Source organism: Roseofilum halophilum BLCC-M91 (assembly GCF_030068445.1).
Classification (GTDB): domain Bacteria; phylum Cyanobacteriota; class Cyanobacteriia; order Cyanobacteriales; family Desertifilaceae; genus Roseofilum; species Roseofilum halophilum.
The window spans coordinates 41,936-65,794 of record NZ_JAQPOK010000036.1; the positions used below are offsets into that span (position 1 = coordinate 41,936).

Below are 23,859 nucleotides of genomic sequence, written 5' to 3' on the forward strand. Positions count from 1 at the left end.
GCCTCTTGCCTAGCGCTCCGCCCTATATCGGAATAGTCCGTCCTAGGCTCAACTCTTGTAAACTTTCGTTATAGAGATCGACCCTTCCCATCCAATCATTATGCCCTAAGTCCTCAATCGGAACCAAGTCTTTCGGTTCCTTGGCAACTTGGTAGAGTTTCTCACCATGGATGAAGGGAATTACCCGATCCAGTGTCGCATGAAAAATGAGGACAGGAGCATTAACTTGTCTGATTTTGCCAATATTATTAAATTTTTCAAACGGAAATAAACGTATCCAAGTCACCACCCGCAAAACGGAAATAAACGTATTTTCAGTCACTAAAGCAGCAATAGGACTCTGGGTAGCTAAATCAATCGAGGGCCCCCCACCCACGGAACGACCATAAAGGATAATTTGACTAGGGGGAATCTCTAGCGTTTCCGTGAGATAGCCATAGGCAGCGCGAATATCTTCATATGCACCTCCTTCCGTGGGTCGTCCTTGGCTCGTTCCATAGCCTTGATAGTCATAGGCAAAAACACTAAACCCCAGTTGCTTGAAATGTTCGAGAACCGGTTGAATCATACCTAAATCTTCCGCATTGCCATGGCTATAGAGCAAGGTATAGGTAGCCTTGGGATTGGGTAAATATTGGCCCGTAATATTGACTCCCGATCCAGAGCTGAGGGTAACCGTCTGGGGTAGAGTTTGATAGCTAGACACGGGAGGCAAAAAAATCCGACTGTCTGCAATCAAGAAAACGTAAACACAGAGAATCGCATAAATAGCTACCGTGGATCGCAGCAGACGAAACCAGGAAAATTTGCCCATTAACAAGGTTTTTAACCGTGGAATTTTCATGATGATTCTCGGCTATGAGGTACATTAGTGACTATTTTTCACCCGAACTACAATAGCTTACAGTGCTATATAATAAATACATCCCCCATGACAGCGCTTGGCGCTATTGCGTTTCCGCTTCGCCGACACGAAAATTGTTAATTGTTCATTGCTATGGGTCTCTGGAACTGGCTAAAACGACTCTTTAACCGGTGGTTCGGCAAAAAACGCCAACCCCCACAAACCCCCGCGCCAACCCCTGCTCCTGCGCCGGATAATGCCCAATGCGAAGCCGTATTCATGGAACTGTTGGAGGGAGTTGACCAAGGGTGGACAAGGGGGAACGGTAAAGGCTTCTTGATGGGGAAAGGGATCAAAGAAGCGACCCTCATCGCTTGGTTGCACGAGTTTGCCCAGCGCGTGGGGCAGAACCGAGAACAGCACCGGGAACTGGGGAGACGGTTGCAGAAACTGGGGAATTTGGCATGGGGGGAACTCTCGCCAGTCGCCGCACGTTTGGCGCGGGAGTTGCTGGTGGTGGAGGAACCGAGAGTGCAAGGGATAGAAGCGGAGTTTGGCGGAGATGGGTTGGGAATAGAGGAGGAAGAGGAGAAAGACGAGGTAGAGGTATGGTTTGAGCGAGGTAAGGCTCAATATATGCAAGGTGATTTTTTAGGCGCGATCGCCTCCTACGACCGGGCAGTGGGGATTAAACCCGACTTCCATCAAGCTTGGGGCAACCGGGGGGTGGCGCTGGGTGAGTTAGGCAGAACAGAAGAGGCGATCGCCTCCTACGACCGGGCACTGGAGTTTAAACCGGACAAGCATCAAGCTTGGTACAACCGGGGGGTGGCGCTGTATGACTTAGGCAGAACAGAAGAAGCGATCGCCTCCTACGATAAGGCACTGGAGTTTAAACCCGACGACCATCAAGCTTGGCTAAACCGAGGAATAGCCGCAGGAAACTCTTCCTATTCTGCTCCTCTACAAGCCTTTGCCCTCACCCTCCAATATCCCCAACTCAACCAACGGGGTTTTGCTGGCGCACTCGCCAGCTACGAGGTAGGCTTAACCTTCTGTACCCAAGACCAACACCCCCAAGGTTGGGGACGCTTGCACCGTGCCATTGGTCGCGCCTACTATTACCGAGGACGCGCAAGCCTCTACAGTCACGGCGCAGGAGGCTCCGACTTCCAGGAAGCCCTCAACCACTACCACCAAGCCCTGCAAACCCTCAGCCCCCCACAAAAAGCCCCCTCTCCCCTAGCCGAGAACACAAAAGCCCCCTCTCCCCCAGCCGAAAACACAAAAGCCCCCTCTCCCCCAGCCGAGAACACAAAAGCCCCCTCTCCCGTGGGAGAGGGGGTTGGGGGAGAGGGCTACAACCCCGAATACCACCTAGAACTCATCCGAGATCTAATTAAAGTCCACCAAGCCCTCCACAACCAAGAAAAAGCCAAAGAATGGCGCAACCAAGGCTTAGACCTTTGGAGCCAACTGCTCAACCACCCCCATAAATCCTCCCAACAAAAACGCCAACTCGCCATTAAATTCATCTACTTCGCCCAGATGCGCGTCGATGTCCTCCTCGAAGACAACGAACTCCTAGCCGCCTTCCGCGCTGCCGAAGAACAAAAAAACCTCTATCTCACCTGGATCTTAGACCGGCAAAAGCAACATATCCTCAGTCCCACCTATCACGACATCCAACAAAACCTCCTCAACCCCACCACTGCCATCATTCTCTGGCATCTCAGCGACCTAAACCTCACCACGTTCGTCCTCCTCCCCGGTGCATCCGCACCCATCCCTTTCACTACCTCCCCCGAACCCCTAAAACACTGGTTCCACAACTGGGAAACCACCTACGAGGAACACCGGGAAGCCAAAACCAGCACCGAGAGCGACTGGCGCAAAACCCTCCGCCAACAACTCCAAGACCTCAAACAACTCCTCAACATTGACCAAATTTGCGCCCATCTCCCCCAACCCGTAGGGGCAAACGACGATTTACCCATTACCCATTACCCATTACCCATTACCAGCGCGAAGCGCTCTATCCACCACCTCATCCTCATCCCTCACCTGGACTTACACCGCCTTCCTCTCCATATCCTCTTCCCCGAAACCTTCACCCTCACCACCCTCCCCAGCGCCCAAGTCGGCATCGAAAAAGCCCCCTCTCCCACGGGAGAGGGGGTTGGGGGAGAGGGCACAGAGGGCAACAACCTCCTCATCACCCAACCCCCTCGCAACTCCCTCGAACCCCTACCCCTAGCGGAACTCGAAGCCCAAGTCATCGCCTACCTCTGCCACCCCTCCCACCTCATCCCCAACGACAACGCCACCCCAGACACCCTCAAACAACACCTCGCCCAACCCTATCACCGCTTCCACTTTACCGGCCATGCCAGCCACGATTTCAAAGCGCCCCAAGACTCGCGACTCCTGCTCGCCGACGACGAAACCCTCACCCTGCGCGACCTCATCCACCCCGACTTTCACCTCTCTCCCTTCGCCCTCGTCTCCCTTTCCGCCTGCGAAACCGCCGTCACCAGTCGCGAAGCCTTCGACGACGACTATGTAGGTTTAGTGAGCGCCTTCCTCTCCCGTGGAACCCGTCAAGTCCTCTCCACCCTCTGGACAGTCCCAGAAAGCTCCAGCGCCCTCTTCATGATGGAATTCTACTGGCAACTCACCCAAGAAGGAAAAACCATCACCGAAGCCTTCCAGCACAGCCAACAGTGGCTCAAACAGCTCACCCCCTGCCAAATCGTCACCTGGTATCATCAGCGCGGACAATTCTTCATCACCGCAGGAGAAAATATCCAGGAAGAAAAACGGCGAGAGCAAGTTCTAGACATCGCAGACCAATTACAAGAACAAAGTGTTGTCCTGCAACGGCAAATAGACGCAGGTGAGTTTTTGGCCGACCTCCCTCACCCCTACTACTGGGCAGCCTTCACCCTCACCCATGTGTGTTAATTGGGTTAAACGTGGGGAACCCAGAAACAGGGGGCGGGTTTACAAAAGCGATCGCTCTGTGTCCTAGATCTAGGTGAACCCGCCCCTACAGGTTAATTGTTAATTGTTAATTGTTCATTGTTAATTGTTAATTGTTAATTAATTCCTGCATCTTCATACAATTGGTCAAAAGACACCTCTAACCCCAAACTCTGTAGCGCAAAGGTTCCCGAATCTGGAGTATAGGATTGAAAAGACCACTCCTGTTCGCCATTGCGCCGAAAAATATCTACTCGCTGCTGCTTCGCGTTCACTAGCACATATTCTTCCAGCGACTCCAAGGTTTGATAATCATTAAATTTATCCCCGCGATCGAAGGCTTCCGTACCGGGAGATAACACTTCTACAATTAATTTAGGAAATCGCTTATACACCGGAGTTTCTCGATCTCTCGGATCGCAAGTCACCATTAAATCGGGATAATAAAACCGATTCTGTTTCTCTATTTGCGCCTTGACATCATTGAAATAGACCTGACAATCCGTTCCTCGTAAATGATTGCGGAGCAACATATACAAATTACCACCAATCATATTATGGCTATCTGTACCGCCTGACATGGCATACATTTGACCATCAATATATTCATGTCTAATCGTATTCCGTTCTTCGATTTCCAGATACTCTTCTGGACTGATAAAATAGGATTTAGAGAGCGCAACCATAATTCCCACTCGTTCCTAGCTTACTCTGTCTTAGACTCGCGTCTGTTCCTAGTTTAACCGAGAACCCCAAAAATATCTATAATAGAAGAAACTCCAAATTACAGATGCCCCCACCATGGACAACAGAAGCGCCAATATTCTCCGCTCTTTTCTCTACGCTCTGGCGAAAGCACAAAATCCCATTCCTGCACAATTCATGTCAGATTACCGTGAAATCGCTAAACAATTACCCGATAAAGATGCGATATTGAAACTCAAACCAAAGGAAGATAATCCTCTTTATGCCGATTATAAAGAAGGGATGTATCAACTGCAAAATAGCGGAGAAACGGAGCGCAATAAACTGTTTCCCCCGAAAGGCGAGAACCCCAAAGAACGCCTAGAAAATATTAGCGCACCCCAGCGCCAAACTCCGAATATTACTGAAATGTCTGGAGAAGTGTTAAACTCAGAGAATCCGCAACAAAAGGCCAAGGAAAATCCCCCAGAGGTTTATCTGGGTTTGCCTTACTGTTAAAGTTGCTAAAGGATTCTGGTTTTTATGAGTTATTTATACTATCCCAATTTGGATTTGTTTGTCTATTCCCTACGGGAAGGGTTGGGATATAGCGATTTGGATATTCAAGAGAATCAGCGCCTGTTTTGGCAGTTGCTCCCGGATGAACTGGAAAAGTATCGTACAGGTTGTTTTGATGAAGAAGAGAATACCGGCACGCCTCACTATTTGGAGTTACTGAAACTCACGCCACATCAGCAAGAAGTTTGTCAATTTAAGGAAGTAAATGCTGCTGAATCTCCGCCGGTTAGAGGCTATTATTATCCGGTGCGTCTTTTCGATACCTATGGCTTAATGGTCGATTGTTATTTGGGTTATCAAGCTCCGAGTCAAAGCCAGAATTTTTTACCGGAAACAGAAAAGTTTGAGGCTAAATCTAGTATAGCACGGCTGAAGAAGTATGTCGCTACTTTTCCCAATTATTTCATGGATTCTGAGGTATATTTAGGCAAAACTTGGATGATTTCTGGTTGTATCGATCCCCAGGTTAATCCTAAAAGCATGGTGGCTGAACTTTATGAGGGTTTGGGGTTGGGAAAATTTGACCCCAAAACCTGCCAATGGGGTAAGTTTTTAGGGGTGGAGTGTTGTGAAATTTATCAACCGCCTCCGCAGTGGAAAGAAAGAGATCAGGAAGTTCATGTGCTGTTCTTTTTCTTCCCTAATTTAGATAAAAACCGCGAATTTTCTGGGTTTTACAAAACTTGGATGGAGCTATTCCTCTATCACCATAAAATAAATTGGGCGTACTGGCAAACCCGCAAGCTGAAACGGAAGATGATGATGGGTTATGGGGAGAGTTTTGAGATTGCTAAAACCTTACGGGATCTCAATTTATTAGAACTGGAAGAGAAGTTACAAAAGACGACGGAAACGTTATCGGATTATGTGGATAATATCAGCTATTTTGGTATTCAACCCTATACTATTGGCACTAATCTTACCAATTATACAAACTGCCTCAAGGAGTTACAAGAAAACCCAGACACTGACCTAAGTTTATTATCACAATTTGCGACAATTGTCAAGGAAAAATATCTGCCGCAAACGGAGGGCGATCGCCAAACGCTCCATCAAGGTTTAAGAGTGCTGGAAAACCTGTTACAGAGTATCCGGGGCAAAATCCAAATCGAACAGACGAAAATCCAACAGGAGCAGATCGAGAGCGATCGCCAACTCAACGAAACCATCCAAGTGTTCGGTACAGGTATCGCTTTCGCCAGCGTCACGGCGGCGATCGCCTCCACTCAGGTTCAAGATCCAGAGCCTCCCGGCTTATCCTCTTGGCAAGCATTCGGATTGAGTATAGCGAGCGATCGGCGCTCTAGTCGCACTTGGGATGGCTTGGTTTGTCAGATCGGAACAGAAAAAATAGCGATCGCCCCCATTCCCCCACTACAGCCACCCAATCAACTGCCCCATATAGACTCAATTAACCCCATAATATCCCCGCCAAGGACTCACCTGTAAAATCCCCTCCGGAGTAAACACCACCTTAAACTGGGCTAAGGGTTCCTCAGAACTTCCCACCTCTCCAGAACGGCTATTTTCGGTCACCTCAAGTAAACTCGGTAGGGGAGTCCGATCCAGATAATCAAACGCCGCTTGATTAAGCGCTTCATAATCAGCAATCTCACCATCGGGTTGCACGGCTACCCGGTAATTGAGTTCTGTGGGAAAATCGGCTTCTCGAATCCGGGCCCTATCGATTTGGTCGTAGAGTTCATCATTCAAATTTTCCAGCAAAAACGGATCGGTAATTTCCGGGCCTAAACTTTGAGACCCTGGGGGAAAGCCATTCCAAGGACTGACCTCAACCACCCCTTTTTCCCGAAACACCACCTTAAACTCAGCAATCGATTCTGTTTCCGTCCCCCCATCAGCCGTCGGAATATAAGCTAACTCCAACAACGGAGTTAATTGATCGTCTTGGGGACTCATGGCTGCATCTGCCCCTCGATAGCCCAAAATTGCCCCATCTTGTCCCACTGCGACTCGATAGGTTAAATCTTCCTCTAAATCTTCGCGACTTTGCCAAGCCCGGTCAATATCCTCATGCAATCTCCGATTTAAGATCCCTATTGCCGTGGGATCGGTAATTGAAGATCGGCGTTCGACTAAGGTATCAATATCTTCAATCCTTGGCGGTAATGAACTTGGCCGAGTGGTTAAAGGATTCACAGTTGTCGAATCAGAAACGGTCAAGGCCCCTTCTCCATTGCGCCCTTGAGGATTAGCACTTTGAGGACTTTGATCCGTATTCGGGGAAGTGGAGGGGGGGGAAGTCATGGGTTCCTCCGAGTCTGAAGACTCCGAGGAATCAGAGGGTTGGACTTCCTCTAGGGTATCCGGCCGTTCAATGGTGGGTACAGGCATAATTAGAAACAGGCCAGCCGCAACTGCCAAACCCACAACCCCTAGGGCCGCAGGTGCTGCCCGTTGCGTGACAGGAATAGTGGCTTGCACATAGCGCTTAGGCGTGGGAGCTAAAGACCAGGAAAGACTGGGCAGGGTTTGGGTATCGGCAAAAAATTGATCGACTGCTTCTACCAGGTCAAACAGTTGGACATCGCTAAGTTTTACTTCTGGAGGATTTGGGGAGCTAGTCGCGGAATCGGGAGTATTATGGTTAATGCACAGGCGATGATAATGGCCGTTGAGTTTTTCTAAGTGTATCCATTTGGGCCCGGGGAGATGGTCTTGGGGATAGGAAACGCCACTGAGGACTTCTTGGGCATAGGTGCTGACGGCCCAAACGAGGCTTTCAAAAAATTCTTTGCCCCCGGTTAATTTGATTCCAGCAATTTGGCATTCCACATTGCTTAACATGGATAAGGCTTGAAAGTCTAAGGAACTCCCTTCGTTAGAGTCATTCCATCCCCAAAGGGTTAAGGTGCAGTTGGGTAAACTATATTGACGTTCGATACTCATGCCACTTCTCCATCAAATAAGCTGATCCACAGTCGTTGCATTCCTTTGGTTCCGGTGCAAAATAGGAGTTGACTCAGTAAGGATATGCCCAATTCATTGAGGGTTGGATCGTCTTGGTATTTGGCTAGGGCGGAGCGTTGGAGATTCATACGGGAGCGGAAATGGGCCCGGAAGCGATCTAAGTATTCGGAAAGGCGAAAATGATGTTCTACACAGAGGTGTCTTTCTTGGAGTTGGTCGTAGGCAACGAGCAGTTGACGGATGAGGACGGTACGTTTGCGGGCGAGGGTGGCGGCGATCGCCACTAATGCCTTAGCTTCTTCTAAACTGAGAGAACGGCGCATATGGGCGCGGCGAAAGGGGTTCGTGCTGCGTAAACGCCATAGAGTCACACGATTTTGAATAATTTCTTGCAGTTGTAAACTTTTGGAGGCGGCAAGCATGGCTTCTGAGCCGCCTAAATCTAGGGCTTCGAGAGCCAGTAAAATCAGATCGAGATGCCAGCGAGTACGGCGGGGACATTCTGGGGAATTGAGGGGCGGATTGACCAAATTCTCCAGAATTAGGGGAGTAGTATTCAGAGGTGGACTGTTGGTTTGCATAATGTTCTCAAGAAACATTTAATCGTGTTAGCGACTGCCCTTGTGCTGAACTGTTTGTTCAACTGCTAGGGCACACTCTCAGGATCTCTGTTGACGAATGAACCGGATACAGCACTTTGCGCGGTAATGAGGTACGAACTTTAAAGATCCCCCTTTCCTGTCTGCTTGCGGAAAATCCCCCGATGAATTGGGGGATTTTTGCTGCCCCCCTTAAAAAGGGGGGTTGGGGGGATCGAGATGTACCGCATAGCAGCGAAAAATCCTGTAAAAGAGGGCAGGGTTTAATTAGACCATCAAAGGGGAACACGATCGCTAATATGAGTTAATCTAGGATGCTAAGTGTATATTACCGGATTGCTCACCCTTTGTTCTAGAGTAACGCCTACAGGCGATCGCGTGCTTCTCTATTATAGATTTGGCCGAGCGATCGGTTAGGATTTGGAAGCACAGGCTCCTATAACCTGATAATCACAAAAGTATTGGATGATGGATATTCAAGACATTCAGACGCTCATTCGGGATATTCCCGATTTTCCGAAACCGGGGATTGTATTTCGCGATATTACCACCCTATTGAAGCACCCCGAAGGGTTTCGCAGCACCATCGATCTCTTGGCTCAACGCTGCGGTGAACTCTCTCCGGACTATATTTTGGGCATGGAGTCACGGGGCTTTATTTTTGGTACGGCTGTCGCGTATCAATTAAATTGTGGCTTTATTCCAGTACGCAAGCCGAAAAAGCTGCCAGCCCCGGTTTATCAACAGAGTTACGATCTCGAATATGGTCAAGATCAGTTGGAAATGCATCAAGATGCCTTAAAAGAGGGCGATCGCCTCGTCGTCGTTGATGACTTAATCGCTACCGGGGGAACCGCTCAAGCCACCGCCAAACTTGTCGAGCAAGCCGGAGCCATCTTAGCCGGATTCGTATTTGTCATTGAATTAGAAGCCCTAGAAGGACGCAAAAACCTCCCCGATGTCCCCATTTCCAGCCTAATCCAATACTAATTTGGTAATAGGTAATAGGTAATGGGTAATTGCCGTGTCTCCCTATCTCCCCATCCCCCCCATTCCCCCACCCCATTCCATGAATTCTACCGTCTCTTACAATCTCCGGGGGCTTTTTGGTAACGAAGTCTTCCTCTATATCAGCAAACGGGTTTTACAAGGATTAATCACCCTGTTATTAGCCTCCGCCCTAAGCTTTACCATTATTCAACTTGCCCCTGGTAACTACATCGATACCCTGCGGCAAAATCCTCAAATTTCCCCCGAAACCCTGGAACAACTCTCCCAGCAATTTGGACTAGACAAACCCGCCTATCAACAGTATTTTCGCTGGCTCTGGCGTATTCTCCGATACGGTGACTTTGGTCAGAGTTTTGTCTATCAACGCTCCGTGGCCTCGCTACTGTGGGAACGGATGGCCAATACCCTGTTGTTAGCGATTATATCTCTAGTGATTAATTGGGCGATCGCCCTCCCATTAGGCATTGTCGCTGCCCTCAAACAAAACACCAAACTCGATCAAAGTCTGCGAATTCTCAGCTATATTGGCCAAGGATTTCCCAGCTTTATTACCGCCCTTGTTCTCCTCTTTTTTGCCCAAAGTGTTTCCCCCCTCTTACCCGTCGGAGACATGACCAGCATCTATTTCTCTGACCTCACTTTACCCGGCAAAATCCTTGATATTGGGTGGCACATGATCTTACCCGTATTAGCCCTCAGCATCACCGGATTTGCCGGACTCCAACGCCTCACCAGAGGACAATTTTTAGACGTTTTGCGCCAAGATTATATTCGCACCGCCCGCGCCAAAGGATTACCGGAAAATCGCGTCATTTATGTTCATGCCCTCCGCAACGCCATTAACCCCCTAATCACCCTTTTAGGCTTTGAATTTGCCAGCCTATTAAGCGGTTCCTTTATTACCGAATTCTTCTTCAACTGGCCAGGGTTAGGGCGCTTAATTCTCAGTGCCGTCCAATCCCAGGATTTATACCTAATTATGGCCAGTCTGATGATGGGGGCAGTCATGCTCATTATCGGCAACTTAATCGCCGACTTGATGTTAAAATTCGCCGATCCTCGTATCCGCTTAGAAGACCTCAAATAAATTCTCAATCCTATCAATGCCTATGGCTTTTCAAACCTATTATCTCATTCGCTCTCAAAACGACGGCCAATACATCACCGCTCGCGTAGGAGATAACCAATATGTCTTACTGTTTCAACAGGACTTTGAAGCGTACAGTTATCTCAACACCCATGCTCCCGATTTAGCCCAGCAATTCGCAGTAGAAACCTTAGTGGGTTCCCAATTAAGCGCTCTCTTAAATCGTTGGGGATATCAGGGAGTCGGTTTAGTCAAAGATCCCTTAATTCCCAGGGTAGAATTCATGGCGCGGGAGTCATTCATTTAGGGGACTTGATACAGCGCTTTCCGCTATGATGGGGAGATGGGGGAAAAATACAGCGCTTCGCAGAGACATTTGCCGATCTGACTGGATTTTTGAGTTTCTGTTAGGAAAAACTGTCGCGATCACTCATACTGCAAGAGTTCTAGAATTCAGTCAAGACAAGTGTTTTCCCAGTTTGACAGAAGAGGGGTATTAGCGAGCAAGATGCTCGCACTCCTCTATTATCCTATATTTGATATTTGATGCAGTCACGGCACAACCAGTTTCACACCAATTCAATCTGACAATCATCGCCAATCATAAACCTTAGAGCTGTGGGACGACGGGGGGCAACATTTAAGCGAGCGCGTCTACCGACGACACTATCAACAATCCGTTGTTGAATGTTTTCTAAGGTTGCTTCCCCTAGAATCACGCTGTGTTCAATATCGACTTCTGTTAAGGTTGTGCCACTGGCGATACTACTATAGGGGCCGATGAAGGTATTTTCAATGTGGCAATTTTCCCCGATCGCCACGGGGCCGCGAATTGTGCTATTGATCACTTTTGTCCCTGCACCAATTCTCACCCGGCCAATGACTTGGCTTTGAGCATCAATGGTTCCTTCTACTTCTGATTCTAAGCGGGTATCGAGAATAATCCGATTGGCTTCTAAAAGATCGTCTTTTTTGCCGGTATCTAGCCACCATCCTTCGATTTGACGCGCTCCGACTTGGGTTTTGCGATCGATTAAGACTTGAATAGCATCGGTGATTTCGAGTTCGCCTCGCGAGGAGGGTTGGATACTGGCGATCGCCTCATGAATGGCAGCCGAAAAGAAGTAAATCCCCACCAGCGCTAAATTCGAGGGCGGATCTTTCGGTTTTTCCACCAATTTTAAGACTCTTCCCTGAGCATCAACTTGGGCGACCCCAAAGGCGCTGGGATTAGACACCGGACGCAGCAAAATCAGTCCATCTAGGCTGTTTTCCTTAAATTCGGTCAAAAATGGGGTTAAATCATTTTGAATGATGTTATCGCCCAAATACATCACGAATGGGTCGTTTCCTAGGAAGGGCTGCGCCACCTTTACGGCATGGGCTAAACCGGCAGGTTTCTCCTGCAAAATATAAGTAATTTTCGCCCCAAACCGTTCCCCATCCCCAGTCGTTGCTTTCACCTCTTCCCCAGTTTCGGGACTAATAATAATGCCAATATCCGTAATTCCGGCGGCCACAATCCCTTGAATGCCGTACCATAAAATCGGTTGATTGGCCACTGGAACCAATTGTTTCGCCCCCGTATAGGTAATGGGACGTAAGCGCGTGCCTTTACCACCAGATAAAATAAGTGCTTTCATAATTAACAATTAACAATTAACAATTAATAATTAACAATTACCTGTAGCCAATTAGCCTAACATCTTCCGTAAACTTTTCCGCCAATGGGGGGCAGAGTGTAGGTTGGGTTGAACGATAGTGAAACCCAACAAAGTTTGACTGGTGTGGATGTTTTCGGATACTGACTCATAAAGATCGCCCCTAGTAGACTAATTTTTCCGCATATTCAGCTAACATTTTTTGTAAACTTTGCCGCCAATGGGGGGCAGGGGTTCCCAGGAGATCGGCTAGTTTTTGACTCGAAAGAACGGAGTAAGCGGGACGTTTGGCAGGGGTGGGATATTGGTCGGTGGTAATGGGAAGCACCCGTTTAATTTTTAGGGGAATGCCCAACTTTGTGGCTCCTTCAAAAATGGCGATCGCAAAATCATACCAACTGGTCACCCCCGCATTAGTGTAATGATAAATACCCACAGTTTCCCCGTTCAGTTTGGGAATCAATTGGGCGATCGCCCCCGCTAAATCCACAGTCCAAGTCGGAGAACCCACCTGATCGTAGACCACGCGCAACTCTTCCCGCTCCTGACCCAGGCGTAACATGGTCTTGACGAAATTACCCGTCATCCCATTTCCATACACCCAAGCCGTTCTGAGGATGGCAAAGGTTGCCCCACTCTCCTGCACGACCTCTTCACCGCGCAACTTCGATCGCCCATAGGAACTCAGAGGATTGGTTCGATCCGTTTCCAAATAGGGCTGATTTTTACCGCCATCAAACACATAATCCGTAGAAATATGAATTAACTTGGCTCCAGAAGCAGCCGCTAAACGGGCTAATTGTCCCGGTGCTTCCCCATTCACCTGCATGGCCAGATCGGCATCCTCTTCAGCCTTATCCACTGCGGTATAGGCCGCTCCATGCACCACGATATCTGGTTGCAGGTCTTGCCAAAAGGCTTCTACCCGGTCAAACTCAGTTAAATCCAGTTCCTGGCGATCGATTCCCGTTACTTCTCCCAAGGGTTTTAACAGGGTGACCAACTCTTGGCCCAACTGACCTTGGGCCCCGGTTACCAAAATTCGGGTCATGAATATACCTCAGCGTCTGATAATAGCTTACCGGCTCGATCTTTAGCCGATAAGGTGGGTTCTAGCCCTTCAATCTGCCAATCGATGGCGATATCGGGATCGTTCCACAAGATGGAGCGCTCGTGCTGGGGAGCATAATAGTCGCTGGCTTTATACAGCACCTCTGCTATTTCCGACAGCACCACAAACCCATGGGCAAATCCGGGCGGAATCCATAACTGGCGGTGATTTTGGGCCGTCAATAGACAACTGACCCACTGGCCAAAATGGGGGCTGCTTTTGCGGATATCTACGGCTACATCTAGGATTTCGCCCACCGCAGCACGGACGAGTTTACCTTGGGCCTGCTCAATTTGGTAATGCAGACCCCTTAGCACTCCTTTAACGGAGCGGGAATGGTTATCCTGGACAAACTCCACAGAGTGGCCGGTGAGTTCGATAAAGCGTTTATGATTATAGCTTTCAAAAAAGAAGCCGCGATCGTCTCCAAAAACCTTGGGTTCTAGGATGAGAACATCGGGAATTTTTGTCGGGATACATTGCATAAGGTAAAAGGAAGGCAAAAGGCAAAAGGCAAAAGGGAGGATATAGGGACAAGGGAGGCACTATAGCTAGTCTAAATGAGTTGTACAACAGGAAATGCCCTCTCCCTAAATCCCTCTCCCACGGGGAGAGGGACTTCTGCTCCCCTTCTCCTGCGGGAGAAGGGGCTGGGGGATGAGGGGCAATCGTTACATAACTCATTTAGGTTTGCTGTAGTTAATCAGTTCATTATTCCTTGTTCCCTGATTTCCTAGTTAACGAACCTTTTCTAAGCTGCGGATTTTGGTGTCAAACTTATCGGTTAACAGACTTAAAACCGTCCGTTTCCGCACCTTAATGTTGGCACTAATATCCATCCCAGCTTGTAAATCCAGTTGCTTATCATTAATGGTGAAATACTGTTTATCCAACTGAATTTTGGCCGGGAAGGCGTAGAAGGGTCGCACTTGCGTTGGTTCTAGGGCATCGGAACCAATCCAAGTTAGGGTTCCTTGAATGGTGCCAAATTCAGAAGAGGGGAAGGAGGAGACATCTAACTCCACTTCCATGCCTTCATCGACAAAGCCAATATCCTTGTTGGGGATATAGACTTCAGCAATTAAGGCATCATTGGGGACGATCGAGAGTAGGCGTTCTGTGGCTTGGGCCACGTGGCCCGTACCGGCTTGTAAATCAAAGACTACCCCACTAACGGGCGCTCGTAGTTCTTGATAACCCAGGGCCTGTTGGGCTTTGATCAGTTCCCCTTCGACTTCGGCTAACCGTTTTTTGGTCTCAATTTTGGCACGGGCCAGTTGGGAATCGATCTCAGCGATGCGCCGTTGGTTATCGGCAACTCTCGTTAAGATATCTTTGGCAGAAATGGCGATCGCATTGGATAAGGCTTGTTGAGACTGGGCTTGTTCTACCCGCAACCGTTGTTCCTCTAGCTGAAGCTGTTCAATTTCCCCTTCCCTAGCCAGCAGCTCGTCCTGATAGCGTAGCACTTCCTGCTGTTGGCGATCGTACTGGAGTTGGGAGAGGGCCCCTTCTTCCACGACGGGACGAATACGATCTAGAGTGTTCTCATGAATGGCTAGGGTTTCTTTGGTCTTAGCTATCCGAGGCACGATCGCACTGGCTTGGCGTTGGGTGCGGTTGATTTGTTTGTCTAACTCCGAAATTTTCAGCCGAGCAGCTTCTACCCTAGATTGGTATTCTGCACGAGACGCACTCAGCAGTCGATCTTGGTTTAGATTAAAGGCACTACTGACCGGTTGATTGGGGTTATAGCCATCGAGTTGGGCATTGAAGTATTCATTTTCTGCTAACAGGGTTTGGCGCAAGCTGGCCAGAGAGGCTAATTCTGGGGGGCCACCTTGGATGCTTCCTCCAGAGAGAATGCGATCGTAAATTTCTATTTCTTCTTGCAGAGTAATTTGTTGCTTGGTGAGCGATTCAATATCCGCTTGGGGAGCCGTGGGGTCAAAGGTAATTAACAGTTCACCCTGTTGTACCACATCCCCATCTTCGATCAGGATTTCCCGCACCATGCCACTGGTAGGCGATTTCACTTCATTGACCGATCCTTGAGGTTCCAGTTGTCCTTGAGCAGGAACGGCCTGTTCGATTTTGGCGATCGCCGCCCAAGCAATTCCCGAAGACGTAATCAATAACAGCAGCCATACCAGGATTTGAGACCAAATCACTGGCCGCTCTAGCAATATAGGCTGTTCGACATAAGTTTCTGTGTATTTAGCTTGCGTTTTCATAGGTAATGGGGTATGGGGTACTGAGCGAAGTTTTAAGGGTTTCGGCTTCTCGCCGACCTCAAAATTGTTAATTGTTAATTGTTCATTGTTGTTCTACAATTGAGAGTCCTGTTGCTCAAACAGACAGTAATACCGTCCTTGGAGCGCCATCAGTTCAGCATGGGTTCCCTGTTCCACAACGGAACCTTGATCCATCATAATAATTACATCCGCATTCCGCACCGTGGTTAACCGGTGGGTAATAAAGAAAACGGTTTCGCCTTTGAACGTTTGGGCTAGATTTTGGCACACTTGCCGTTCACTATCATAGTCTAGAGCAGAAGTGGCTTCATCAAGGATCAGTAAGCGAGGTCTCTGGAGGACAGTACGGGCGATCGCGATCCGTTGCCGTTGTCCCCCTGATAAATTCGCCCCCCGTTCGCCCACAACCGTGTTATAGCCCTGGGGCAGAGACATAATAAACTCGTGAGCAACCGCCACCTTAGCCGCTTCGATAATTTCCTGCTCCGTAGCATCGGGGTTCGCCAGAGCAATATTCTCTTGTACCGAACCATTAAATAACAGCGTATCTTGCAAAACCACCCCAATTTGCCGACGCAGGGAGTACAGTTCCACTTTACCAATTTCTAACTGGTCTACCAGGATACGCCCAGAACCGGGTTCATACAATCGTTGCAGGAGCTTCATCAACGTGGACTTACCGGAACCACTTTGGCCCACAATCCCCACAAATGTACCTTGGGGAAACTCTAGATTCACATTCAAGAGTTGCCAGGTATTGGCTGTGGCAAACCGGAAAGAAACATCCTCATATTTCACATGGCCATGAATCGGAGGCATGGAAATATTGGAGCGGTTGGCTTCATCGGCTTCTGGTGAGGCATCCAAGACATCGGAGAGTCGTTCAATGGATAGCCCAGTTTCCTGGAAGCTCTGCCACAGTTGAATCAGGCGCAACAGGGGCGAGGTGGTATAACCGGCAATAATCCGAAAGGCGATTAACTGCCCCAGGGTAAAGGGGTTATCGGTGGAGGCCGTGGTGAGTACCATTTGCGCTCCAAACCAGAGAATTAACAGCCCGGAGAGCTTGTTTAAAAAGCCACTAATGGAACCGGCGGTGCTAAAGGTGAGAACGGAGCGAAACCCAGATTTAATGTATTTGGCGTAGCGCTCTTGCCATTGCCAACGGGATTTTAGCTCAATATTTTGGGCTTTTACGGTTTGAATCCCCGATAGCACTTCCACCAGGTAGGATTGCACGTCGGCGTAGCGTTCGGCTTTATGGCGCAGTTGGCGGCGGACAATGGGGGAAGCGACAATGGTTACCAGGGCAAACAGGGGAACCGTAGCTAGGGCAACCAGGGAGAGCTGCCAGCTATAGATGAACATCACGGCGATGTAGACGACGGAGAAGACGGCATCTAGGACAACGGTGAGGGCTGTTCCGGTGAGAAATTGGCGGATGTTTTCCAATTCGTTGATCCGGCCGGCTAGTTCCCCAACCCGGCGGCGATCGAAGTATTCTAGGGGTAGCCTGAGCAGGTGGGCAATGACTTCTGAGCCGAGTCCCAGGTCAATACGGTTGGTGGTATCGACAAACAGATAGGTTCTGAGCAGGGTGAGGATGGCTTCAAAGATGGCCACTCCGAGCAGGAACAGCCCTAAGATATCTAGGGTATCGATGCTCCGTTGCACCAGCACTTTATCGATAATTACCTGGGTGATCAGGGGGTTGGCTAGACCAAAGAGTTGCACGAAGAAGGAGGCGATGAAGACTTGGATCAGGATGCCGCGATATTTGATCAGGGCAGGGACGAACCAACTGAGACCAAATTTTTCCCGTTGTCTCTCTGGGGGGGACTGGAGCAGCAGCACCGATCCTTGAACAACTCCCCATTCTTCGGCAAAGTCGGCCACTCGCCTGCGGGTAATGCCTTTTTCGGGCACTGCCATTACCACTTCTCGTTCGCTGATGCGATAGAGGATGGCAAAGCTTTGCCCCCAGGGAATCATGGCGGGGCCTTTGATGCGGTTAATGGAGGCGGCGGGCAGTTGTACGAGTTGGGCTTGGAGTCCCATCATTTCGGCGATCGCCCCACAAACCGTTAAGGAGATTTGACCGGTACTTCGCAGTTGATTTTCCAGAACTTTACGAATCACATCCCGACGGAAGGAGACTCTCATGAACTGGCTCAACATCTTAAAACAGGCCATGGGGGCATCAATTTCTCCTTTGCCGCGCACAAAAGGATAGGTGATGCGAGAGTCACTGGCTTCTTCCAGCTCTGGGATATTTTCCGGGGCGCGGCTGATATCAAGTTCACTCTCTTCCTTCTCTAGGCGATCTCTTCGACTCCGTTCGGGGAGCGCTCTGGGGGATGGGGAGATGGGGAGTTTGGGCGGAGTCGATGCGGGTTCTAGGGCCTCTTGAGTTTCTTGAGTCTCCTGAAACGCGGAAACGCCCAATAACCTGGCTCCCCATCTGCCTTTAATGGGCAGTCTTTGATTGGGGGTTTCCGCCAGGCTATCTAAGGGAATTTTTGATGCGGGGGTAAAGTCGCCTACAGTTCCACTACTGACGAGCCACAGCCGGGAGGGGTTAAGGGTATTAATCAAATCCCTTACTTGTAGGTTGCCAGAGGGGAGGTTTACGGCGGTGGCATTGGCGATCGCCTTAAACGTCAGTTCTTTTAAGTCTGCTGTGCCATCGGCTCGCCGCCCCAGTTCTACACTCAGCAGTTCAAATACCTCGCTGATGGAGACCTGTTGAGCCAGGCTCTCTCTAAATTTCGGTTCGCGATCGATTAAGCGCAGAAATTCTTCCGCCCCTAATGTAATACAAATTACTTCCGTAGAAGCCAGGGCCGTTTCACATCCGCTTTGGCGCAGCAAACTGGCCCATCCCATCACCTCTCCGGGTTCGGCTCGTTTTAAGCTCACGGTGGTTTGTCGCCGTTGGTCGTAGCCTAAAATCCGCACTTGACCTTGATAGAGGATGGAAATTTGAGCCGGAACTTTTTCCCGAATCAGGATCGGTTGCCCGATCGCATAACGCAGCAGTTTACACCCAGAGGTCAACTGCTCTAGGGTGTTGGGATTAAGCTGATCGAAGGGCGGTATTTTCGCTAAAAACCCTTGGATTTGAGAAGGCGAGACAGCTTGAGTCATATCAATTAAAAATTAAAAATTAGAAATTAAAAATTGGGTTGCATCAGGTTTCTTGTTTGTCGGATGACCAAAGCGAGCGGATTGGCCCTAGTTTTTGGACTTCTTCTCGCATCCAGAGTTCAAATAATTCATCAATTAACTGTCGTCTCATGGCATCATCAAATTTGGCAGGAATGAATTTTTCCAATCGGACAATAACATACCATTCTCCTAAATTCCGAGGCGGCCAGAGTTGGCCCGGTTGGGAAATCGAGAGCAGTTTGGCCAGGATGGGGTGGGGCGTGGAAACGGAAACCGGCCCTAACACTCCTCCCGTATGGGATTCCGGCCCTTGGGAGTATTCGCGGGAGAGATCGGCAAAGCTGGCTTCTTCTTCTTGGATGCGAAAGTAGATTTCTTGGGCTAATCCGAGATCTTTGGTGCGAATCAGGGAATAGACTACTTGATCGAGGTGGGTTTTGCGACTGAGAAAGTAGGATTCTACTTTATTGCCCCATTTGGCCTGTTTAAATTTTTCGATCAGTAGGGGACGGATAGACACTTCTTGGAATTGTTCGGCGCTCATGCCTTGGTTTTCTAGCCAAGCGGCTTTGTCCTCTGGGGTGGTAAACTTGAGTTGACTGTGGACGGATTTGAGGGCCGCTTCGATTTCTTCGGGTGTGCAAGAGTAATCGGCGATCGCCCGATCGATTACTAATCCGCGCACCACATGGGGCATTAATTGATAACGGGTGAGCAGTTCTAAAATTTCATCTGTTTGAATGACTCGGTTGCCGACTTGTAGAATTTCTACCATTGGTTCTCATCGATAAGCGATCGCAGTTACTTGAATTTGAACGGTTTCCTTACACTCCCCTCCTGTCACTAGGGACAGTTTCCGCAAGCGGACATGAACAGGTTAATGGAAGGGCATACCCTTTAGTTTTTTTTAATGATACAGACTTCCAAAATAGGATAGCATCCCGATCGCGATTCAGTGCGAATTGGCGATGGGAATGGGATGGGGGAATGGGGAGGAGACATTCGATCGGGGTTGATTATGGTTTACATGAGTCACATTAGATTTAGAATCGAGGGTTGGTTGAGCCATTCCAGATTATGGACATATGGGGTGGCGATCGCCTTTCTCTGCGGTATTCTGATTTTCCTGGGTTTTCCTGTCTTTCCTCAACCTCCCGTAACCGTTCGTGTTCTCATTCAAGCCATTGATGCAACCCACTGGCAACCCCTGGTTACCCAGTTCAATCAAACCCACTCAGATATTCAGTTAGAGGTGGTTAAGGGGCCCAATAATACCAATTTAGTCGAAGATTTGTATACTTCGGCCTTTTTATTGGGGGATTCTCCCTACGATCTGGTCTATATGGATATTGTCTGGGTGCAAAAGTTTGCGGCTGCTCGGTGGTTGACGGATTTATCCGATCGAGTGACTCCAGAACAGTTAAATGTTTATCTCAAAGGGGATATTGAGGGAGGACGCTATCAAGGAAAGCTCTACCGCATCCCGTTTCAAACGGATGGGGGAATGCTCTACTATCGTCAGGATTTATTGGCCCAAATTGGCGCAACTCCTCCAGAGACGTTTGCGCAGTTAATGGCACTCTCCAAAATTCTACAAGAGCAAAATTTAGTGGCATGGGGCTATGTTTGGCAGGGGAAACAGTATGAAGGGTTGTCGGCCATGTTTACGGAAATTTTAGCCGGCCATGGGGGATTTTGGATCGATCCAGATACCCAAGCGGTAGGATTAGACCAACCCCAGGCGATCGCCGCCGTGGAATTTCTGCGCGATACTCTAGCAGAAGGGATTTCGCCCCCAGGGGTAACTACCTATTCTGAGGAAGAAACCCGTCGCTTATTTCAGAACGGCAAAGCTGCTTTTTTACGCAATTGGCCTTATGTCTATTCCCTGGCTTCGGATTCCGAATTGGTGGGGAAATTTGCTATTAAACCGATGATGCATACCCCAGGCAATAAGGGTGGTGCTTGTCTGGGGGGTTGGGGTTTGGGCATTTCTAAATCCTCTCCCCATCCGGATGCAGCTTGGCAGGTGATTGAGTATTTTAATCAGCCAGAGGTGCAGCGCCAATATTTTCAGCAAACTGGATATGTTCCTGCGCGGCGATCGCTCTTTTATGATAGTCAATTAATTACCCAATCCAATCATCTCCCCCGCTTGCTCCCGGTTCTCGATAGCTCGGTGCTACGTCCTCCCATTCCCCAATATGCCCAAGCCTCAGACATTCTGCAACGCTATCTGAGCGCCGCTCTAACTGGTCGAGAAACCCCCCAGAGAGCCATGGAATTAGCCGCAAAAGAAACTCGCGCCCTCTTGCTCCGGGGTGGATAGGGAGATGGGGAGATGGAGAGATGGGGAATGGGGAATGCGAGCGTCTCGCTCGCTGGATTTCTGTAGCGAGCAACTGGGTTTTGGTAGCGAGCAACTGGGTTTTGGTAGCGAGCAAGATGCTCGCACTACATCTCTCGCACTACATCTCTCGCACTACATCTCTCGCACTACATCTATTGCACTACATCTATTGCACTACATCTATTGCCTGATTTTAGAGGTGTCACGGCACTACAGCCTTACAAAATTGTTAAATAAGTATCCATGGAATCGTCGGGCAACAACTTCAATTGCTGATTCCTTAAATCTAACTCTATCCCCAACGTCTCCAAAGGAACCACCCCAATTAACGGCTCCCTTCCTCCTGGCAACTCCAGACATTCAAACGTTCCCTCACGTCCCATAATACAAATAGACGCATCACGAAAGATTCGCGCTTTACTCAATCCTGTGGCTGTGGCTACATTCACTTCCTTGAGCAATTCCAATCCTAAAGTGGCAATCACATCTGAAGGTAAACACAATAACGTAGCTCCCGTATCCACGAGAACCTCCGTCAGTGTCATCGATCGCACTTCTTCTGGAGTAATGTACCCTCGCGTTGCCGCAGACTCATCGGCGCGATTGGCTACTTTTAAGGTCGTTTCAATTTTTCCCATGGGGGTTTGAGTGGATGGATTCATAACGTTTTCCCTCTTACACTACCTGAATTATGACTACTGGATAAGGTGGGCAGGAAAACCAGTAATATTAATTCAACTTTAACAAAAATAGCCTGCCCACCCTACGATAAAATCGATGACAGTAACCAGAGAAATGATGACTCCAACGCCTAGACGAGACCAAAAGACCGGTTTAATCTTAATTGCGCCTGCCCTAATCATCCTGGGGTTAGTATTTATTTATCCCATTGTTCGCGCCTTTTGGTTAAGTCTGTATACCGAAAATTTAGGCACTCAGCTCGAAGCGGTTTTTTCCGGTTTCGCTAACTATCAGAGGCTTTGGGGGGATGGTCGGTTTTGGCAGAGTCTGGGCAATACGACGATTTTTACCACTGTATCCATTATACTCGAAGTTGCTTTGGGAATGGCGATCGCCTTAATCCTCAATCAAGCCTTTTTTGGTCGGGGATTTGTGCGTACCCTCACCCTCATTCCCTGGTCTCTTCCCACCGCAGTCATGGGGTTAGCTTGGGCATGGATTTTTAACGATCAATATGGCGTTGTTAATGATTTACTCACCCGTTTAGGCCTAATCGAAACCTCCATTACTTGGCTTGGCGATCCTACCCGCGCTATGATCGCCATGATTATCGCCGATGTTTGGAAAACCACCCCCTTTATCGCCATTATTTTATTGGCAGGCTTGCAATCGATTTCCGCCGATTTATATGAAGCCCATGCCATGGATGGGGCAACCCCTTGGCAGAGTTTTTGGCAAATTACCCTTCCCCTGATTACCCCCCAACTGATTATCGCTCTGCTCTTTCGATTTGCCCAAGCTTTTGGTATCTTTGATTTAGTGCAAGTCATGACCGGAGGAGGGCCAGCCGGAGCCACAGAAACTGTCTCCATTTACATCTATGCCACCGTGCGCCGCTATCTGGATTTTGGCTATGGTGCGGCCTTAGTTGTGGTCACCTTTTTACTCTTGATTTTAGCCGTGGCAGTTGCCGCTTTGTTACTCTCTAAGTTTCGCACTCCAGTTAGCGGAGAAAAGTAATCTATGACTTCTGAAATACAGCCTAAATTTAACCGGCTTAAATTACTTCTATGGTTAAGTGTTTTTGCCACAGTTCTGTTTTTTCTTACTCCCATTTTATGGCAAATCCTGACCTCCGTCAAGACCAATGAAGCCATTTCTGCCATACCCAACATTTATCTGCCCAGCCCCGATCAACTTACCTTAAAACACTATCAAAGTTTAGGCTTAGGCTTCCTCCGCTATGGCTTCAATAGTGGCCTAGTTTCCATCCTCTCCACCCTGCTCTGCTTAGGGATAGGAGCGCCGGCCGCCTATAGTCTCACTCGCTTAAACATACCGGGAGAAAAAATCATCCTAGGGTTGATTTTAGTCATTAGCCTATTTCCCTATGTGTTGCTGTTTCTGGGACTGCTGGAAATGGTGAAAGCCTTGGGATTAGGCAATAATTATTTGGCGTTAATTGTTCCCTATACGGCAATTAATTTACCCCTAACTATTCTCGTCCTCAGAAGCTTCTTTCAGCAATTGCCCAAAGACTTGGAAGATTCAGCTAAAATTGATGGGTACAGCACCTTGGGCATGTTGCTGAATATCATTCTACCCATGACCGTACCCGCTTTAGTCACCACGGGAATTTTAACGTTTATTTTTGCTTGGAATGAGTTCATTTTTGCCCTGACCTTTATCACCAATGAAAGGCTATATACTATCCCGGTTGCGGTTGCCCAATTGGGGGGAACTTCTGTGTTTGAAGTGCCCTATGGCCCCATGGCTGCGGCAACCATTGCGGGAACGATTCCCCTAGTGATTTTGGTGCTAATTTTCCAGCGCCGCATTGTGCAAGGCATTACCGCAGGTGCAGTGAAAGGGTAATATCAAATCCTTAAATGTTTGCATCAATTGATCCTAGAGAG

The 23,859-nt window shown here is 48.7% G+C and carries 20 protein-coding genes; 9 read left to right on the forward strand and 11 right to left on the reverse strand.

The features are described from left to right. Positions 1-22: 22 nt before the first annotated feature. Positions 23-844 (reverse strand): alpha/beta hydrolase, encoded by an 822-nt coding sequence (locus PJF56_RS04550; RefSeq protein WP_283761458.1) that lies wholly within the window; start codon positions 842-844, stop codon positions 23-25. A 153-nt stretch (positions 845-997) separates the two neighbouring features. Here PJF56_RS04550 and PJF56_RS04555 point away from each other — a divergent pair, with 153 nt between their 5' ends. Further along, positions 998-3,808, forward strand: a complete 2,811-nt coding sequence (locus PJF56_RS04555; RefSeq protein WP_283761459.1) for a CHAT domain-containing protein — start codon at positions 998-1,000, stop codon at positions 3,806-3,808. Between the two features lie 134 nt (positions 3,809-3,942). Here the strand turns inward: PJF56_RS04555 and PJF56_RS04560 are convergent, their stop codons facing one another. Further along, positions 3,943-4,512, reverse strand: a complete 570-nt coding sequence (locus PJF56_RS04560; RefSeq protein ID WP_283761460.1) for a Uma2 family endonuclease — start codon at positions 4,510-4,512, stop codon at positions 3,943-3,945. Positions 4,513-4,627: 115 nt separating this feature from the next. Between PJF56_RS04560 and PJF56_RS04565 the strand changes: the two genes are divergently transcribed. Together PJF56_RS04565 and PJF56_RS04570 are read left to right on the forward strand one after the other, a co-directional pair. Further along, on the forward strand, positions 4,628-5,029 hold the full coding sequence (locus PJF56_RS04565) for a hypothetical protein (RefSeq protein WP_283761461.1): 402 nt from the start codon (positions 4,628-4,630) through the stop codon (positions 5,027-5,029). 24 nt (positions 5,030-5,053) lie between these two features. Next, a complete protein-coding gene (locus tag PJF56_RS04570) occupies positions 5,054-6,538 on the forward strand; it encodes a hypothetical protein (protein ID WP_283761462.1) in 1,485 nt (494 codons plus the stop codon). Here PJF56_RS04570 and PJF56_RS04575 read toward each other — a convergent pair. Both PJF56_RS04575 and PJF56_RS04580 read right to left on the reverse strand, forming a co-directional pair. Continuing rightward, positions 6,497-7,999, reverse strand: a complete 1,503-nt coding sequence (locus tag PJF56_RS04575) for a DUF4335 domain-containing protein (protein WP_283761463.1) — start codon at positions 7,997-7,999, stop codon at positions 6,497-6,499. The two genes, PJF56_RS04570 and PJF56_RS04575, sit on opposite strands and share 42 nt — an antisense overlap. Continuing rightward, positions 7,996-8,601 (reverse strand): DUF3038 domain-containing protein, encoded by a 606-nt coding sequence (locus tag PJF56_RS04580; RefSeq protein WP_283761464.1) that lies wholly within the window; start codon positions 8,599-8,601, stop codon positions 7,996-7,998. Before PJF56_RS04580 ends, PJF56_RS04575 begins: the two co-directional genes overlap by 4 nt. A 486-nt stretch (positions 8,602-9,087) precedes the next feature. Here PJF56_RS04580 and PJF56_RS04585 point away from each other — a divergent pair, with 486 nt between their 5' ends. The 3 genes from PJF56_RS04585 to PJF56_RS04595 all read left to right on the forward strand — a co-directional run bounded on the left by PJF56_RS04585 (position 9,088) and on the right by PJF56_RS04595 (position 11,024). Next, complete coding sequence (locus PJF56_RS04585; RefSeq protein ID WP_283761465.1) at positions 9,088-9,609, forward strand: adenine phosphoribosyltransferase; 522 nt, start codon at positions 9,088-9,090, stop codon at positions 9,607-9,609. A 79-nt stretch (positions 9,610-9,688) separates the two neighbouring features. Next, complete coding sequence (locus PJF56_RS04590; protein ID WP_283761466.1) at positions 9,689-10,717, forward strand: ABC transporter permease; 1,029 nt, start codon at positions 9,689-9,691, stop codon at positions 10,715-10,717. Positions 10,718-10,739: 22 nt separating this feature from the next. Further along, positions 10,740-11,024 carry a hypothetical protein gene (locus PJF56_RS04595; RefSeq protein ID WP_283761467.1) on the forward strand — a complete coding sequence of 95 codons (285 nt, stop codon included), beginning with the start codon at positions 10,740-10,742 and terminating at the stop codon, positions 11,022-11,024. Positions 11,025-11,286: 262 nt separating this feature from the next. Here the strand turns inward: PJF56_RS04595 and PJF56_RS04600 are convergent, their stop codons facing one another. From PJF56_RS04600 to PJF56_RS04625, 6 genes are all read right to left on the reverse strand, one after another. Then, entirely contained in the window at positions 11,287-12,360 is a 1,074-nt protein-coding gene (locus PJF56_RS04600) for a glucose-1-phosphate thymidylyltransferase (protein ID WP_283761468.1), read from the reverse strand. Positions 12,361-12,541: 181 nt separating this feature from the next. Continuing rightward, on the reverse strand, positions 12,542-13,429 hold the full coding sequence (gene rfbD, locus PJF56_RS04605; RefSeq protein ID WP_283761469.1) for a dTDP-4-dehydrorhamnose reductase: 888 nt from the start codon (positions 13,427-13,429) through the stop codon (positions 12,542-12,544). Next, on the reverse strand, positions 13,426-13,974 hold the full coding sequence (gene rfbC, locus PJF56_RS04610) for a dTDP-4-dehydrorhamnose 3,5-epimerase (RefSeq protein WP_283761470.1): 549 nt from the start codon (positions 13,972-13,974) through the stop codon (positions 13,426-13,428). The genes rfbD and rfbC overlap by 4 nt, the downstream gene beginning before the upstream one ends. Before the next feature lie 252 nt (positions 13,975-14,226). After that, positions 14,227-15,723, reverse strand: a complete 1,497-nt coding sequence (locus PJF56_RS04615) for a beta-barrel domain-containing protein (protein WP_283761471.1) — start codon at positions 15,721-15,723, stop codon at positions 14,227-14,229. Positions 15,724-15,816: 93 nt separating this feature from the next. Beyond that, on the reverse strand, positions 15,817-18,891 hold the full coding sequence (locus PJF56_RS04620; RefSeq protein WP_283761472.1) for a peptidase domain-containing ABC transporter: 3,075 nt from the start codon (positions 18,889-18,891) through the stop codon (positions 15,817-15,819). 43 nt (positions 18,892-18,934) lie between these two features. Beyond that, positions 18,935-19,687 carry a peptidylprolyl isomerase gene (locus PJF56_RS04625; protein ID WP_283761473.1) on the reverse strand — a complete coding sequence of 251 codons (753 nt, stop codon included), beginning with the start codon at positions 19,685-19,687 and terminating at the stop codon, positions 18,935-18,937. Between the two features lie 243 nt (positions 19,688-19,930). On the opposite strand from PJF56_RS04625, the gene PJF56_RS04630 reads away from it, so the two are divergent. After that, positions 19,931-21,241, forward strand: coding sequence for an ABC transporter substrate-binding protein (locus PJF56_RS04630; protein ID WP_430540871.1), 1,311 nt, complete (start codon positions 19,931-19,933; stop codon positions 21,239-21,241). 239 nt (positions 21,242-21,480) lie between these two features. On the opposite strand, the gene PJF56_RS04635 is transcribed toward PJF56_RS04630, so the two are convergent. After that, a complete protein-coding gene (locus tag PJF56_RS04635; RefSeq protein ID WP_283761475.1) occupies positions 21,481-21,924 on the reverse strand; it encodes a retroviral-like aspartic protease family protein in 444 nt (147 codons plus the stop codon). A gap of 133 nt (positions 21,925-22,057) precedes the next feature. On the opposite strand from PJF56_RS04635, the gene PJF56_RS04640 reads away from it, so the two are divergent. Together PJF56_RS04640 and PJF56_RS04645 are read left to right on the forward strand one after the other, a co-directional pair. After that, positions 22,058-22,963: a carbohydrate ABC transporter permease gene (locus PJF56_RS04640; protein ID WP_430540872.1), complete on the forward strand. Its 906-nt coding sequence runs from the start codon at positions 22,058-22,060 to the stop codon at positions 22,961-22,963. Positions 22,964-22,966: 3 nt separating this feature from the next. Continuing rightward, entirely contained in the window at positions 22,967-23,818 is an 852-nt protein-coding gene (locus PJF56_RS04645; RefSeq protein WP_283761477.1) for a carbohydrate ABC transporter permease, read from the forward strand. Positions 23,819-23,859 lie beyond the last annotated feature (41 nt).

Excerpts from the sequence above, each read along its gene's own strand:
- PJF56_RS04565 (WP_283761461.1), top strand. The coding sequence starts at position 4,628 with ATGGACAACAGAAGCGCCAATATTCTCCGCTCTTTTCTCTACGCTCTG.
- PJF56_RS04630 (WP_430540871.1), top strand. The coding sequence starts at position 19,931 with ATGGTTTACATGAGTCACATTAGATTTAGAATCGAGGGTTGGTTGAGC.
- PJF56_RS04575 (WP_283761463.1), bottom strand. The coding sequence starts at position 7,999 with ATGAGTATCGAACGTCAATATAGTTTACCCAACTGCACCTTAACCCTT.
- PJF56_RS04620 (WP_283761472.1), bottom strand. The coding sequence starts at position 18,891 with ATGACTCAAGCTGTCTCGCCTTCTCAAATCCAAGGGTTTTTAGCGAAA.
- PJF56_RS04640 (WP_430540872.1), top strand. The coding sequence starts at position 22,058 with ATGATGACTCCAACGCCTAGACGAGACCAAAAGACCGGTTTAATCTTA.
- PJF56_RS04600 (WP_283761468.1), bottom strand. The coding sequence starts at position 12,360 with ATGAAAGCACTTATTTTATCTGGTGGTAAAGGCACGCGCTTACGTCCC.
- PJF56_RS04580 (WP_283761464.1), bottom strand. The coding sequence starts at position 8,601 with ATGCAAACCAACAGTCCACCTCTGAATACTACTCCCCTAATTCTGGAG.
- PJF56_RS04595 (WP_283761467.1), top strand. The coding sequence starts at position 10,740 with ATGGCTTTTCAAACCTATTATCTCATTCGCTCTCAAAACGACGGCCAA.
- PJF56_RS04550 (WP_283761458.1), bottom strand. The coding sequence starts at position 844 with ATGAAAATTCCACGGTTAAAAACCTTGTTAATGGGCAAATTTTCCTGG.
- PJF56_RS04615 (WP_283761471.1), bottom strand. The coding sequence starts at position 15,723 with ATGAAAACGCAAGCTAAATACACAGAAACTTATGTCGAACAGCCTATA.
- rfbD (WP_283761469.1), bottom strand. The coding sequence starts at position 13,429 with ATGACCCGAATTTTGGTAACCGGGGCCCAAGGTCAGTTGGGCCAAGAG.
- PJF56_RS04555 (WP_283761459.1), top strand. The coding sequence starts at position 998 with ATGGGTCTCTGGAACTGGCTAAAACGACTCTTTAACCGGTGGTTCGGC.
- PJF56_RS04560 (WP_283761460.1), bottom strand. The coding sequence starts at position 4,512 with ATGGTTGCGCTCTCTAAATCCTATTTTATCAGTCCAGAAGAGTATCTG.
- PJF56_RS04590 (WP_283761466.1), top strand. The coding sequence starts at position 9,689 with ATGAATTCTACCGTCTCTTACAATCTCCGGGGGCTTTTTGGTAACGAA.
- PJF56_RS04570 (WP_283761462.1), top strand. The coding sequence starts at position 5,054 with ATGAGTTATTTATACTATCCCAATTTGGATTTGTTTGTCTATTCCCTA.
- rfbC (WP_283761470.1), bottom strand. The coding sequence starts at position 13,974 with ATGCAATGTATCCCGACAAAAATTCCCGATGTTCTCATCCTAGAACCC.
- PJF56_RS04625 (WP_283761473.1), bottom strand. The coding sequence starts at position 19,687 with ATGGTAGAAATTCTACAAGTCGGCAACCGAGTCATTCAAACAGATGAA.
- PJF56_RS04635 (WP_283761475.1), bottom strand. The coding sequence starts at position 21,924 with ATGAATCCATCCACTCAAACCCCCATGGGAAAAATTGAAACGACCTTA.
- PJF56_RS04585 (WP_283761465.1), top strand. The coding sequence starts at position 9,088 with ATGGATATTCAAGACATTCAGACGCTCATTCGGGATATTCCCGATTTT.
- PJF56_RS04645 (WP_283761477.1), top strand. The coding sequence starts at position 22,967 with ATGACTTCTGAAATACAGCCTAAATTTAACCGGCTTAAATTACTTCTA.